This window comes from Cellulophaga omnivescoria (assembly GCF_027915275.1).
GTDB classification, from domain to species: domain Bacteria; phylum Bacteroidota; class Bacteroidia; order Flavobacteriales; family Flavobacteriaceae; genus Cellulophaga; species Cellulophaga omnivescoria.
Genome location: NZ_CP115819.1, coordinates 875,816 through 889,330 on the forward strand (window position 1 = coordinate 875,816; position 13,515 = coordinate 889,330).

Sequence of the window (13,515 nt, forward strand, 5' to 3'; positions counted from 1 at the left end):
TTTATGAAAGTAACAGATTTTACATATTTACTACAAAAACCAGAAAGTATTAGTTCTGTAGCACAAATAAATCAGCTTGAAGAAATTATTACAGACTACCCATATTTTCAAGCCGCACGCGCTATACATTTAAAAGGACTAAAAAACACTAATAGTTTTAAATACAATAACGCACTAAAGGTTACTGCTGCACACACAGCAAACAGAGATGTTTTATTTGATTTTATTACATCACCAGAATTTTTAAATAATACAACTACTGTAAAGGAGATTAGAGAAAATGCTAATCTTAAAAAGTTGAATGTAATTTCTGAAGAAGTTGCCTCTCCTCCTAATATGTTAGAAGAAAGTGAAGATAATCCTTTACCACAAAACATAAATGACGCGGAAAAGATTTTAGATGATTCGCTTTTTGAAACTAAAGAAGTCACCAAAAAAGAAGAAACAAAAGAGGCTATTGAAAAATCACCTGAAGTTGAAATACAACAAGCAAACCCAGAAACAACTCAAAAAACAAGCACATCCATAACAGAAACTGAAGTAAAGGATGAATTAGAAATTTCTATTGCTAATGAAGAGTTAGAGATTAAAAGCAAAGAAGATGCTTTTGAGAATACTACTGAGAAAAACACACTCGTTATACCAACAGAAAAGCTTGAAGAAGAAAAAACTGAAGCTGAAAAATTAAATATTGGCGCACCTTTACACTTTACAAAAAACGAAAAATACTCTTTTGCACAATGGCTAGAACTCACAAACCCTAAACCAACAACAAAAAAGGAAGAAGTAAAAGAACAAGCCCAAGAAGAAAAAGAAATAGAGAAAGTTACGCCTTTAAACACTAAGGCAGACTTAAAACAAAATAAAGCACCCAAAACTTCTTTAGAAAAAAAAGAACCAAAGCAAAAAAAAAATAAGAAGTTTGACTTAATAGATAAGTTTATAAAAACAAATCCTAAAATTACTCCAGCAAAAAACATAGAAACCAAGGTAGATATTTCCAGTTCGGTAAAACTTAATAAAGACGAACTAATGACCGAGACACTTGCTAAGGTGTATTTAGAACAAAAAAAATACAAAAAAGCAATTCAAGCTTATAAGATTTTAAGTTTGAAATATCCAGAAAAAAGTAGTTTCTTTGCAAACCGAATAAAATCGGTAGAAAAAATTCAAAAAGAAAACATATAACAGATGAGTACGTTTACAATATTTTTAGTTCTTATTATTATAGTATCACTTTTACTAATGTTGGTAATTATGGTACAAAACCCAAAAGGTGGTGGTTTATCTTCTTCTTTTGGTGGCGGTGGCAACCAAGTAGTTGGTGGAGTTAAAAAGACTGGGGATTTTTTAGATAAAAGTACTTGGACTTTAGCTGCGTTACTAGTTGTATTAATTTTAATGTCTAATGTTGCATTACCAGGTAAAGGTGGCAACTCTGACTCTAAATTATTACAAGAAAAAAGTACAGAAGCTCCCGTAACAAACACACAAGCTCCTACAAGTACAGATACTAATTTAACAGATAGTATTAATTAAGAACGTACCGTTAAAACATATTAAAAATGCCAGCTTATGACAAGCTGGCATTTTTTGTTTTACAACTTGTCAGTTTTACGCTATGGCACAATTTCTGCCTATGTAACTGCAGAAAAATTAATATTAAAAATCATAAAATATGGCTAAAGTTAACATTAAACCATTGGCAGATAGAGTGCTAATTGAACCGATGGCAGCAGAAACTAAAACAGCTTCTGGATTAATAATTCCAGACACTGCTAAAGAAAAACCTCAACAAGGTAAAGTAGTTGCTGTTGGCCCAGGAACAAAAGATGAAAAAATAACTGTAAAAATTGGCGACACTGTACTTTACGGTAAGTATGCTGGTACAGAGTTAAAGTTAGAAGGTTCTGACTATTTAATGATGAGAGAAAGCGACATTTTAGCTATTATCTAAAAAACAGCTATTTGCTAATTGCCTAAGGCTTTTAGCTCTAAATTAATAATCAAACTTGTGTCTTTAGTTGCTTACTAAAGACTAAACTTAAAAACATATAAACAAAAATGGCAAAAGATATTAAATTTGACATTGAAGCTAGAGACGGCCTTAAAAGAGGTGTAGATGCTTTAGCAAACGCAGTAAAAGTAACATTAGGCCCAAAAGGAAGAAACGTAATTATTAGCAAATCATTTGGTGCACCAACAGTAACTAAAGATGGTGTATCTGTAGCTAAAGAAATAGAGCTTGCAGATCCTTTAGAAAATATGGGAGCACAAATGGTTAAAGAAGTTGCTTCTAAAACTAACGATTTAGCTGGTGACGGTACCACAACCGCTACAGTTTTAGCACAATCTATAGTAAAAGAAGGTCTTAAAAACGTTGCTGCAGGTGCAAATCCAATGGATTTAAAAAGAGGTATAGACAAAGCTGTAGAAGCTATTGTAGAAGACCTTGCTAAACAATCTAAAAAAGTTGGAGATTCATCTGATAAAATTAAACAAGTTGCATCTATCTCTGCAAACAACGACGAAACTATTGGCGAACTAATTGCACAAGCTTTTGGTAAAGTTGGTAAAGAGGGTGTTATTACTGTAGAAGAAGCTAAAGGAACAGATACTTATGTAGATGTTGTAGAAGGTATGCAGTTTGACAGAGGTTACCTTTCTCCTTACTTTGTAACAGATTCTGAAAAAATGGTTGCTGAGTTAGAGAACCCATATATTTTATTGTTTGATAAAAAAATATCTGCAATGAAAGATCTTTTACCAGTATTAGAACCTGTAGCTCAGTCTGGCAAACCATTATTAATTATCTCTGAAGATGTAGACGGAGAAGCTTTAGCTACTTTGGTAGTTAATAAGTTACGTGGATCTTTAAAAATTGCTGCTGTTAAAGCTCCTGGTTTTGGAGATAGACGTAAGGCAATGTTAGAAGATATTGCTATTTTAACTGGTGGTACAGTTATTTCTGAAGAAAGAGGTTTCTCTTTAGAAAGCGCTACTTTAGATATGCTTGGTACTTGTGAAAAAGTATCTATAGATAAAGATAACACTACTATAGTAAATGGTTCTGGTGATGCTGCTACAATTAACACAAGAGTTAACCAAATTAAATCTCAGATAGAGACTACTACATCTGACTACGATAAAGAAAAACTACAAGAGCGCTTAGCTAAATTAGCTGGTGGTGTTGCTGTACTTTATGTTGGTGCTGCATCTGAGGTAGAAATGAAAGAGAAAAAAGATAGAGTTGATGATGCATTACACGCTACAAGAGCTGCCGTAGAAGAAGGTATTGTTGCTGGTGGTGGTGTTGCTTTAGTTAGAGCTAAAGCTGTTTTATCTAAAATAAAAGCAGAGAACGCAGACGAAGAAACTGGTTTACAAATTGTTGCTAGAGCAATAGAAGCTCCATTACGTACAATTGTAGAAAATGCTGGCGGAGAAGGCTCTGTTGTTGTTGCTAAAGTTATTGAAGGTAAAGGAGATTTTGGTTACGATGCTAAGTCTGAAACTTATACAGATATGCTTAAAGCTGGTATTATAGATCCTAAAAAAGTAACTAGAGTTGCATTAGAAAACGCTGCTTCTGTATCTGGTATGATCTTAACTACAGAATGTGCATTAACAGACATTAAAGAAGATACACCTGCTGCTGCACCTCCAATGGGTGGTGGTATGCCAGGTATGATGTAATCTTCAAAAGATAAGAATACTAAAAACGCTCCAATTTTCATTGGAGCGTTTTTTATATAAAGTATTTAAACTATTCTTTATGTTCTTCTTGCACATCTTTATTTCTGTAAAAACAACACGCGTGTAAACTGTTGTAAACTTCATCTGGAGCTTTTAGGTTTTTAGTATCATGACCTACAGCCGCAACGCTACTCTCTATAGCGTTTAAATTTGTTTTACGCTCATCATAAATTACTTTAAGCTCATGCGTTTTTACATTCCAAATAGCACTTTTAACACCCTTGGTTTTCACACAGGCTTTTTCTATGCGTTCTTTACACATTAAGCACACACCATTTACTTCTAAACTTGCCTTTGCATTTTTGTTTTGCCCAAAAGACACATAAGCAAACAACATCATTACAATAACAGCTATTTTTTTCATAATTTTTATATTTATTTTTTAAACTTATTTATTTTAAATCGCAATCCTGCGTAATACATACTTCCAAAAACTGGCCCGTATACAAATGTAGTATCAAAATTAGAGCCAAAAGGATTATCTGCCCCTACAATTGGCATACTTTGCCTAACGTTAGTTATATTTTCTCCTCCTACATACACCTCAAACTTAGGAGAAAACACCTTAGTAATTTGCGCATTTAAAGTAGCTACTTCTGGAGAGTATTCTGGCAACTGATATTGTTGCGGGTTACTTTCTGTAGATGAAAAACGCTGTGTCCCTAGCCAGTTAAAAGTAGCGTCAAATTTCCATTTTTTAATAAAACCGTGGCCTTTTGTTTGGTATGATGCGTTTGCAAAAAAACGATGCTTAGGTGTTAAAGATCTTTCTAATTTTGCAGATTTGTATTGTGTTTTAATGTCGTATAACTTGTAAGCAACCCGTAAATCTAAATTACCAACAACATTGTAGTTTAATTCTGTCTGAAAACTATTAGCGTAACTATCTCCTTCTAAATTGTAAAAATTAACCTCTTGCGGGTTTTCCCAATCTACCACTATCTGATTTTGAAAATCTGTTCTGTAAAAATCTACAGAAATATCTCCTTTCCTATCAAATAAATTAAAGCCTTGCAAAAAAGACACTCCATAATTCCAGGCAATTTCTGGGTCTAAACCATAAATATTACCACCAGCATCTTCAATATTAATAGTTCTGCCAGTAGCAAACATACGTTGGTTTTCGGCAAAAATATTAGCAGTACGCTTACCTCTACCAAAAGAAGCTCTAAGAGCAGATTTTTCCCAAGGAGAATAACGTAAATGAAATCTTGGAGTTACAAAAAATCCAAGTCTGTTATGGTTATCCACACGTACTCCCGCTGTAATGTTTAGCTTTTCTAAATTATCAAAACCATACTCAAAATACCCTCCTATAGAGTTATCTATACGCGCATAATTATCTGTAAGTACTAACTCATCATACTTATCATATGTAAAATTAATCCCGGTTTTAACTTTATGTCTAGAGTCTCCTATTATAGAATTGTAATTAATGTTAGAATATACACTACTATGCTCTATATCATACACATTTAAACCAAAATAAGAATCCTGCTTGTGGTTACTTACAGCAAACTGCGCACCTAAAACTTGCCAAGGTAATTCTGGATTAACATAGCCAAACTTTGCAGAAAAATCTAAACGCTCTGTATTAATTTCACTTCCCCAAACATTGTTAGTTAGCTTATCTGCATCTGGATCAAAATCTAACTCTCCCGTCTGTTTTTCATCATTTAGGTACCTAATATTAAAAAAGGATCCAATTCCTTTTTCCATATCTATATACTGCCACCTGTTCATAATATTAACTTGGTTATACAATGGCATATCCATAAAACCATCATTATTAACATCATGTTTTTTGTTGTGCCTATTACCATGTACATACAAACCAGTACTCCATTTATCACTAACCTTAGTGTTAAAATGAGTATTTAACTCCAAACGCTCACTGCTTGCAGCATAAAGGTTTACAAACAAGGCGTCATCTGTAATAGGCTTTTTTAGCTCTGCGTTAATTTGTCCGGCTATACTCTCATACCCATTAATAACACTGCCCATACCTTTGGTAATTTGTATACTCTCTACCCAGGTACCAGGTATAAAACTTAACCCATATGCTTGTGATGCACCACGTACAGATGGTATATTTTCTGTTGCAATTAATATATACGGACTAGTTAAACCTAACATTTTAATTTGCCTTGTACCAGAAACAGCATCTGCAAAATTTACATCTATAGATGGATTTGTCTCAAAACTCTCAGATAAATTGCAACAGGCAGCTTTTAAAAGCTCATCACTACTAACCACCATAGTGTTTTCTGCCTTTAAGTAAAGTTTAGTTGTAGCCTCTTTTTTTGCCGTTATTGTAACCTCATCTAATGTATTTACAGACTTTAATGTATGAGCTATATTACCCGGCTTAGCTATATTAAGGGTATCTGTCTTAAACCCAACATAACTAATTATTAATTTAGAATATTCTTTTTTGTAAGGCACAGTAAAAGTACCGTCTGTACCAGTAATTACACCTACACTAGTATTATGCCAGTACACATTTGCACCAGACAAAGGCACTATTTCACCACTAGCAGTCTCTTCATTTATTACGCCACTAACTTTGTCCTGTGCAAAATTAAAAATTGGTAGTAAAAGAAGAATAAATATTATTTTTCTCATTTTTTAAATCGATTTTTTAAAACTTAAAACATATTTTAAAAGTTTATAGAACACAAACTTTCTCAACATAATGCAGTAATAGTATTATGTTGTAAAATGATAATCAGTTATAAAAAAATCAAATTATAAAAACCTGATGAGCAACCTGTATATTTTGCACCAGAAGTGGTGGTGCGTATTTTTTTTCACTAGTTTTTTGTTCTAAAACACTTACATTACTAGTGACTAAATTTAAAATTGAAGTAACAACATACTGTGTTATTACTTTCTCTTTTTTATCTGTACCAAATGTTAATCTATCTTGGCCCTTTACGGCCTCTAAAATACCTTTACAACAGCTGTCTTCTGTAGTGTTTTCTGTTTGTATAAAAGCACTTTCTCCGCAACCAAAATCTTCTGGATAAACAGATACAGAAACTAACTCACCACAACAAAAATGCTTTTCTACAGCAAAGGATACTGTAGAAATAAGCACTAAAAAAGCAAGTGCAAAAGTTGTTATTTTATGTAGTAGTTGTTTCATTACAATAACAAAAGTAAATAAAAAACTAATATTTACACACTTTAGGTTGCCAAACCAACGTTAAATGTGGTATGCACTGTAAGTTTTGTTATTTAAAAACTACTTTATTAAAATAAATAATAATGCAGATTTAAAAATTAAGGTATATTTTTGCACAAAATTTTTAGCTTACAGCAAATGTTACAAGATCTAAAACCATCAGTTCTAAAGATTATAGAAGACAATAAAGGCAACAAAGACCAAAGTCTTTTAGCTATTTGTGAATTATTAGAAGAAAACGTACCCTACTACAACTGGGTAGGTTTTTATTTTAAAAATGGTGACAAAAACGAATTAAAATTGGGTCCGTACGTAGGAGAACCAACAGATCATGTAATTATTCCTTTTGGCAAAGGTATTTGCGGGCAAGTTGCTGTTTCTAACAAAAATTTTGTTGTACCAGATGTACAAGCTCAAGACAACTATATAGCTTGTAGTATAACTGTAAAAGCCGAAATAGTAATTCCCATTTTTGTTAACGGAGAAAATATTGGCCAAATAGATATAGACTCTAATACACCAGACCCTTTTTCTAAAGAAGATGAAGACTTTTTAGAGTTTGTATGCGCAGAAGTTGCTAAAATTCTTTAAAACTTTACGTTTTTGTTAATAAACCATTGCCGTTCTTAATCGCAAAAAAATTACTTTTGTGTCCTTATTCAATCTTTTAACAATAAGCACATAAAATGAGTACCACAAAAAAAGCTACATCGGCATTAATTTCTGTTTTTCATAAAGACGGTTTAGAACCTTTAGTAAAAAAGTTTAGCGAACTAGGAATAACAATTTATTCTACTGGAGGCACAGAAAAATTTATTAAAGAATTAGGAATTGATGTTATACCTGTAGAAGATGTAACTAGCTACCCATCTATTTTAGGAGGACGCGTAAAAACACTACACCCTAAAGTTTTTGGTGGTATTTTAAACAGACAAGAAAATGAGAACGACCAAGCACAGTTAGCTGAGTTTGATATTCCTCAGTTAGATATTGTAATTGTAGACTTATACCCGTTTGAAAAAACAGTTGCAAGTGGTGCTCCTGAGCAAGACATTATTGAAAAAATTGATATAGGTGGTATTTCTCTAATTAGAGCTGCTGCCAAAAATTTTAAAGATGTACTTTGCGTTTCTTCTATGGAAGATTACAGTGAGGTTTTAGATATAATTACTACTGGTAATGGCTCAACTACTTTAGAAGATCGTAAGCGTTTTGCTGCCAAATCTTTTAATGTATCTTCTCATTACGATACTGCTATATTTAACTACTTTAACAAAGACAAAGAAGAAACAGTTTTAAAAATTAGTGAAACAAACGGTAAAGTTTTACGCTACGGAGAAAATCCGCACCAAAAAGGATTCTTTTTTGGAGATTTTGAAGCAATGTTTAACAAATTACACGGTAAAGAACTAAGCTACAACAACTTATTAGATGTAGATGCTGCTGTAAACTTAATGGGTGAATTTAAAAATGATGAACCTACGTTTGCCATTTTAAAACATAATAATGCTTGTGGTTTAGCCTCTAGAAGTACTTTACACCAAGCATATGTAGATGCTTTAGCTGGCGATCCTGTTTCTGCTTTTGGTGGGGTATTAATAGCTAACAAAGAAATAGACCTTGCAACTGCAGAAGAAATACACAAATTATTTTGTGAGGTTGTTATAGCTCCTAGCTATGCAGCAGATGCTTTAGAAGTATTAAAAGGTAAAAAGAACAGAATTATTTTAGTGCAGAATGATGTAGCCTTACCAGAAACATTGGTAAGAACTTGTTTAAATGGTGTACTAGTACAAGATAAAGATCATAAAACTGATACTGCTGCAGATTTGCAAAATGCAACAGACAAAAAACCAACAGCAGAAGAAATTGAAGATTTACTATTTGCATCTAAATTATGTAAGCATACAAAATCTAACACGATTGTACTTGCCAAAGGAAAACAATTATGCGCTAGTGGTACAGGACAAACCTCTAGGGTAGATGCTTTAAACCAGGCAATACATAAAGCAAAGTCTTTTAATTTTGATTTAAACGGAGCTGTTATGGCTAGTGACGCATTTTTTCCTTTCCCAGACTGTGTAGAAATTGCAGGAAATAATGGTATTACAAGTGTTATACAGCCTGGAGGTTCTATAAAAGACCAATTAAGCATAGATTATTGCAATGAAAACAAAATTTCTATGGTAATGACTGGCACACGTCATTTTAAACATTAATTTTGTTACATTCGTCGATTAAACTTACTTTTAGTCCAGAAACCAATTTATAATACATGGGATTTTTTGATTTTTTTACAGAAGAGATAGCTATAGATCTTGGAACAGCTAATACACTAATAATACATTTAGACAAAGTTGTTGTAGATAGCCCTTCTATTGTTGCTAGAGATAGAATTAGCGGAAAAATAATTGCAGTTGGTAAAGATGCCAATATGATGCAAGGTAAAACCCATGAAAATATAAAAACAATTAGACCACTTAAAGATGGTGTAATTGCAGATTTTGATGCTTCGGAAAAAATGATAAATATGTTTATTAAAAACATACCGGCATTAAAAAAGAAATGGTTTCCGCCTGCATTACGTATGGTTGTTTGTATTCCTTCTGGTATTACTGAAGTAGAAATGCGAGCAGTAAAAGAATCTTGTGAACGTGTAAACGGTAAAGAGGTTTATTTAATTCATGAACCTATGGCTGCAGCTATTGGTATTGGATTAGACATTATGCAGCCTAAAGGTAATATGATTGTAGATATAGGTGGTGGTACAACAGAAATTGCTGTTATTGCACTAGGTGGTATTGTTTGTGATAAGTCTGTAAAAATTGCAGGTGATGTATTTACAAATGACATTATTTATTACATGCGAACACAACACAACTTATATGTTGGCGAAAGTACAGCCGAGAACATTAAAATAACAATAGGTTCTGCTACAGAAGATTTACAAGAGCCGCCAGAAGAAATGTCTGTACAAGGTAGAGATTTATTAACAGGTAAACCAAAACAAGTGTCTATTTCTTACAGAGAAATTGCTAAAGCTTTGGACAAATCTATTTTAAGAATTGAAGATGCGGTAATGGAAACTTTATCACAAACTCCGCCTGAATTAGCTGCAGACATCTATAATACAGGTATTTACCTAGCTGGTGGTGGATCTATGTTAAGAGGATTAGACCGTAGGTTATCCCAAAAGACAGATTTACCCGTATATATAGCAGAAGATCCTTTACGTGCAGTTGTTAGAGGAACAGGTATTGCGCTTAAAAACTTAGAACGTTATAAGAATATCCTAATTAAATAATTAATTAGGATGTTTTTATAACATAAGTATAAGCTTAAGTTTATACCGCCAAATATGTAAAATGAATGCAACAAATTATCAACTTTTTAATAAAAAACAAAAACGGACTGCTGTATGTTTTTTTATTACTAATTGCGTTGGGATTTACTGTACAAGCAAACTCTTATCATCAATCTAAATTTTTAAATTCTTCTAGTTGGCTAACTGGCAATATTTACCAAACGTCTACTAACATATCTACATATTTTTCTTTACAAAAAGAAAACAACACTTTATTAGAGGAAAATAAAAGACTACGCAACTTACTTTTTAATAAAAACATTGTTGCTCCAGACAGTATAAAAACTGATTCTTCTTCTACCTACAATATAGTCACTGCTAATGTTATAAAAAATAGTTACTCGCTATCTAAAAATTACATTACCATAAATGCAGGTAAAAACCAAAACATAAAAGAAGATATGGGTGTTATAACATCTAATGGTATTTTAGGTATTGTAGACCATACATCTAACAACTTTTCTTTAGTGCAAAGTATTTTAAATACCAAATCTACAATAAACGCTAAACTTAAAAACGAAGCATATTTTGGCTCTTTAACTTGGGACACTAAAGATTTTAATACCGCGCAACTTACAGATATACCTAGACTAGTTAAACTAAAAATAGGAGACACAGTTGTAACCGGTGCTAGCTCTAGTATTTTTCCAAAAGACATACCTATAGGAGTAATTAAAAACTATAGTTTAAAAAAATCAGAGAATGTTTACCACATTAATATTAGCCTTTTTCAGGATATGGCAAATATTAAAAACGTGTACATAATAAAAAACAAAGATATTGTAGAAATTAAAGAATTAGAAAAGAAAATTAAATAATGCTAAATAATAAATTTACCATACATATTATTAGGTTTTTCTTTCTTGTTCTTGCGCAAGTACTAGTTTTTAACAACCTAAACTTTTTAGGTTTTATAAACCCTATGGTTTATATATTATTTTTTTATTGGTACCCTGTAAAAGAAAATAAATCTATTTTACTTATTGTTAGTTTTTTATTTGGTCTTACCATAGATTTTTTCTCAGACACAATGGCAATACACACAGCGTCCTGCCTTACAATTGCTTACTTAAGATCTGGTATTATGCGTTTTTGTTTTGGTGTTAACTACGATTTTCAAAACTTTAAAATGACTTCCACCACTACATTACAACAGGTTACTTTTATAGCTTTGTTAATATTATTCCATCATTTAATTTTCTTTTCTCTAGAAATTTTTAGTTTCAGTAATTTGTTACTAATTTTAAAGAAAGTTTTAATTGTTGGTAGTGCAACCCTACTTCTTTGCCTACTAATAAAATCATTGTTTAGTACCCAAAATAAATGAAAAAAATCCTACTATCATCTTTCATTATCTTAATAGGAATATCCTTTTTAGGAAGGTTATCATATTTACAAATTTTTAGTTTTTCTCCTAATCAAATATTAGAAGACCCTGCTATAAAAACTTTATATAATTTTCCGGAGCGCGGTTATATTTACGATCGAAACGGAAAATTACTTGTAGCTAACCAAGCTGCCTATGATGTTATGGTAATTCCTAGAGAAGTTAAACCTTTAGACACTTTAGAATTCTGTAATTTAATTGGAATAGACAAAAGTACTTTTATAGAAAACATTAAAAATGCTCGTAAACATTCTCCTAGACTACCATATGTAATGGTTTCACAACTGTCTAAAGAAGATTATGCTAGGCTACAAGAAAAAATGCGTAAGTATGAAGGCTTTTATATTCAAAAAAGATCACAAAGATATTACGACACAAAAAGCGCCGCAAACGCCCTGGGATATATTAGTCAGGTTACTCCTGATGATTTAAAAAAATTTCCGTACTACAGCCAAGGTGAATTAAAAGGAAAAACAGGTGTAGAAAAGCAGTATGAAGATGTACTAAGAGGTAGAAAAGGAGTAAAATACATACAAAAAGACAGGTTTAATAGAGATATTGGTCCATATAAAAATGGTGCTTTAGACACTTTACCAGAGCCTGGTAAAGAAATACAATTAACTATAGATAAAGAACTGCAGGAATACGGTGAAAAACTAATGGTTGGTAAGCACGGAGGTATAGTTGCACTAGACCCAACATCAGGTGAAATACTATCTCTAATATCTGGCCCAACTTATGATCCTGCTCTTTTGGTAGGTAGAAAACGATCTGCAAATTACAGCAAATTATATTATGACAGTATAGCAAAACCGACTTGGGACAGAAGTTTACTTGCCCAAGAATCTCCTGGATCTCCTTTTAAAGTAATTAACGCACTTGTAGCCTTACAAGAGGATGTTATGACACCAGACGACAAAATACGCTGTTACAATGGTTTTTATGTTGGTAAAAACAGAACAAAAAGAGGTTGCCATTGCGGAGGAGGTTTAAGAGACATGAATAGCGGTATTTACAAATCATGTAACGCATATTTTGCAGGCACATTTAAACAAATTTTTGATAAGTTTGATACTACCGATGAAGCTATGGATGTGTGGCAAAAACACGTTAAAAGCTTTGGACTTGGGGAGTATTTAGGAACCGATTTACCAACAGGAAGTAGAGGCAGAATTCCTGGCAAAGAGTATTATGACAGGGTTTATGGTGACAATAGATGGTCGTGGTCATACATAGTTTCTATATCGTTTGGACAAGGAGAGGTTGCTGTAACACCAATACAATTAGCAAATATGACTGCTGCAATTGCCAATAAAGGGTATTATTACACACCACATATATTAAAAAAAGTTGAAGGCAAGCCTATTACAGACCCAAAATACACACAAAGAAAATATACTACAATAGACAAAGAAAATTTTGATCCTGTAATTAAGGGGATGGAAGCTGTGTATAAAACACCGGGGGGTACAGCGCACTGGTTACAAGTTCCTGGCATTAACATTGCCGGAAAAACAGGTACTGTAGAAAACTTTACTAGAATTAATGGTGTTAGAACGCAACTTACAGACCACTCTATATTTGTTGCTTTTGCACCCGTAGAAAATCCAAAAATTGCTTTAGCTATTTTTATAGAACACGGTTATTTTGGCGGAAGATACGCAGGACATATAGCATCATTAATGATTGAAAAATATTTAAAAGGAGAAATTACCCGCAAAGACTTAGAAAAGAAAATGCTTGAAAAAACTTTAGAAAAAGAATATGCTAAACCATATAGCGGCGAACCTTTTCCTATTAACGAAAGAGTTTGGTAACTTT

12 protein-coding genes are annotated in these 13,515 nt (G+C 32.5%); 9 read left to right on the forward strand and 3 right to left on the reverse strand.

The window, feature by feature from the left end; translation table 11 throughout:
* Positions 1–3: 3 nt before the first annotated feature.
* The 4 genes from PBN93_RS03815 to groL all read left to right on the forward strand — a co-directional run bounded on the left by PBN93_RS03815 (position 4) and on the right by groL (position 3,696).
* Positions 4–1,188: a hypothetical protein gene (locus tag PBN93_RS03815; RefSeq protein ID WP_271081472.1), complete on the forward strand. Its 1,185-nt coding sequence runs from the start codon at positions 4–6 to the stop codon at positions 1,186–1,188.
* A gap of 3 nt (positions 1,189–1,191) precedes the next feature.
* Positions 1,192–1,539 (forward strand): preprotein translocase subunit SecG, encoded by a 348-nt coding sequence (gene secG / locus PBN93_RS03820; protein ID WP_077398952.1) that lies wholly within the window; start codon positions 1,192–1,194, stop codon positions 1,537–1,539.
* A 139-nt stretch (positions 1,540–1,678) separates the two neighbouring features.
* The gene (locus PBN93_RS03825) at positions 1,679–1,957 is read left to right on the forward strand and encodes a co-chaperone GroES (protein WP_013620349.1); all 279 of its coding nucleotides are present in this window, start codon (positions 1,679–1,681) and stop codon (positions 1,955–1,957) included.
* A gap of 107 nt (positions 1,958–2,064) precedes the next feature.
* A complete protein-coding gene (gene groL, locus PBN93_RS03830) occupies positions 2,065–3,696 on the forward strand; it encodes a chaperonin GroEL (RefSeq protein WP_077398954.1) in 1,632 nt (543 codons plus the stop codon).
* Positions 3,697–3,766: 70 nt separating this feature from the next.
* On the opposite strand, the gene PBN93_RS03835 is transcribed toward groL, so the two are convergent.
* The 3 genes from PBN93_RS03835 to PBN93_RS03845 all read right to left on the reverse strand — a co-directional run bounded on the left by PBN93_RS03835 (position 3,767) and on the right by PBN93_RS03845 (position 6,904).
* Positions 3,767–4,120: a heavy-metal-associated domain-containing protein gene (locus PBN93_RS03835; protein ID WP_271081473.1), complete on the reverse strand. Its 354-nt coding sequence runs from the start codon at positions 4,118–4,120 to the stop codon at positions 3,767–3,769.
* 11 nt (positions 4,121–4,131) lie between these two features.
* Positions 4,132–6,381 carry a TonB-dependent receptor gene (locus tag PBN93_RS03840; RefSeq protein WP_271081474.1) on the reverse strand — a complete coding sequence of 750 codons (2,250 nt, stop codon included), beginning with the start codon at positions 6,379–6,381 and terminating at the stop codon, positions 4,132–4,134.
* Positions 6,382–6,499: 118 nt separating this feature from the next.
* A complete protein-coding gene (locus PBN93_RS03845) occupies positions 6,500–6,904 on the reverse strand; it encodes an HYC_CC_PP family protein (protein ID WP_271081475.1) in 405 nt (134 codons plus the stop codon).
* Positions 6,905–7,081: 177 nt separating this feature from the next.
* Here PBN93_RS03845 and PBN93_RS03850 point away from each other — a divergent pair, with 177 nt between their 5' ends.
* The 5 genes from PBN93_RS03850 (at position 7,082) to PBN93_RS03875 (ending at position 13,511) form a co-directional block, all read left to right on the forward strand.
* Positions 7,082–7,534 carry a GAF domain-containing protein gene (locus tag PBN93_RS03850; protein ID WP_075694513.1) on the forward strand — a complete coding sequence of 151 codons (453 nt, stop codon included), beginning with the start codon at positions 7,082–7,084 and terminating at the stop codon, positions 7,532–7,534.
* 95 nt (positions 7,535–7,629) lie between these two features.
* Positions 7,630–9,162: a bifunctional phosphoribosylaminoimidazolecarboxamide formyltransferase/IMP cyclohydrolase gene (gene purH, locus PBN93_RS03855; protein WP_075694514.1), complete on the forward strand. Its 1,533-nt coding sequence runs from the start codon at positions 7,630–7,632 to the stop codon at positions 9,160–9,162.
* A 56-nt stretch (positions 9,163–9,218) separates the two neighbouring features.
* The gene (locus tag PBN93_RS03860) at positions 9,219–10,247 is read left to right on the forward strand and encodes a rod shape-determining protein (protein ID WP_013620356.1); all 1,029 of its coding nucleotides are present in this window, start codon (positions 9,219–9,221) and stop codon (positions 10,245–10,247) included.
* A gap of 65 nt (positions 10,248–10,312) precedes the next feature.
* Complete coding sequence (mreC, locus tag PBN93_RS03865; protein WP_271081476.1) at positions 10,313–11,125, forward strand: rod shape-determining protein MreC; 813 nt, start codon at positions 10,313–10,315, stop codon at positions 11,123–11,125.
* Positions 11,126–11,630: 505 nt separating this feature from the next.
* Positions 11,631–13,511: a peptidoglycan D,D-transpeptidase FtsI family protein gene (locus PBN93_RS03875; RefSeq protein ID WP_077398964.1), complete on the forward strand. Its 1,881-nt coding sequence runs from the start codon at positions 11,631–11,633 to the stop codon at positions 13,509–13,511.
* Positions 13,512–13,515 lie beyond the last annotated feature (4 nt).

What these genes read in the sequence shown, in the direction of transcription:
- PBN93_RS03835 (WP_271081473.1), bottom strand. Translation starts at nt 4,120, where the DNA reads ATGAAAAAAATAGCTGTTATTGTAATGATGTTGTTTGCTTATGTGTCT.
- PBN93_RS03875 (WP_077398964.1), top strand. Translation starts at nt 11,631, where the DNA reads ATGAAAAAAATCCTACTATCATCTTTCATTATCTTAATAGGAATATCC.
- PBN93_RS03825 (WP_013620349.1), top strand. Translation starts at nt 1,679, where the DNA reads ATGGCTAAAGTTAACATTAAACCATTGGCAGATAGAGTGCTAATTGAA.
- PBN93_RS03845 (WP_271081475.1), bottom strand. Translation starts at nt 6,904, where the DNA reads ATGAAACAACTACTACATAAAATAACAACTTTTGCACTTGCTTTTTTA.
- PBN93_RS03815 (WP_271081472.1), top strand. Translation starts at nt 4, where the DNA reads ATGAAAGTAACAGATTTTACATATTTACTACAAAAACCAGAAAGTATT.
- mreC (WP_271081476.1), top strand. Translation starts at nt 10,313, where the DNA reads ATGCAACAAATTATCAACTTTTTAATAAAAAACAAAAACGGACTGCTG.
- groL (WP_077398954.1), top strand. Translation starts at nt 2,065, where the DNA reads ATGGCAAAAGATATTAAATTTGACATTGAAGCTAGAGACGGCCTTAAA.
- secG (WP_077398952.1), top strand. Translation starts at nt 1,192, where the DNA reads ATGAGTACGTTTACAATATTTTTAGTTCTTATTATTATAGTATCACTT.
- PBN93_RS03850 (WP_075694513.1), top strand. Translation starts at nt 7,082, where the DNA reads ATGTTACAAGATCTAAAACCATCAGTTCTAAAGATTATAGAAGACAAT.
- purH (WP_075694514.1), top strand. Translation starts at nt 7,630, where the DNA reads ATGAGTACCACAAAAAAAGCTACATCGGCATTAATTTCTGTTTTTCAT.
- PBN93_RS03840 (WP_271081474.1), bottom strand. Translation starts at nt 6,381, where the DNA reads ATGAGAAAAATAATATTTATTCTTCTTTTACTACCAATTTTTAATTTT.
- PBN93_RS03860 (WP_013620356.1), top strand. Translation starts at nt 9,219, where the DNA reads ATGGGATTTTTTGATTTTTTTACAGAAGAGATAGCTATAGATCTTGGA.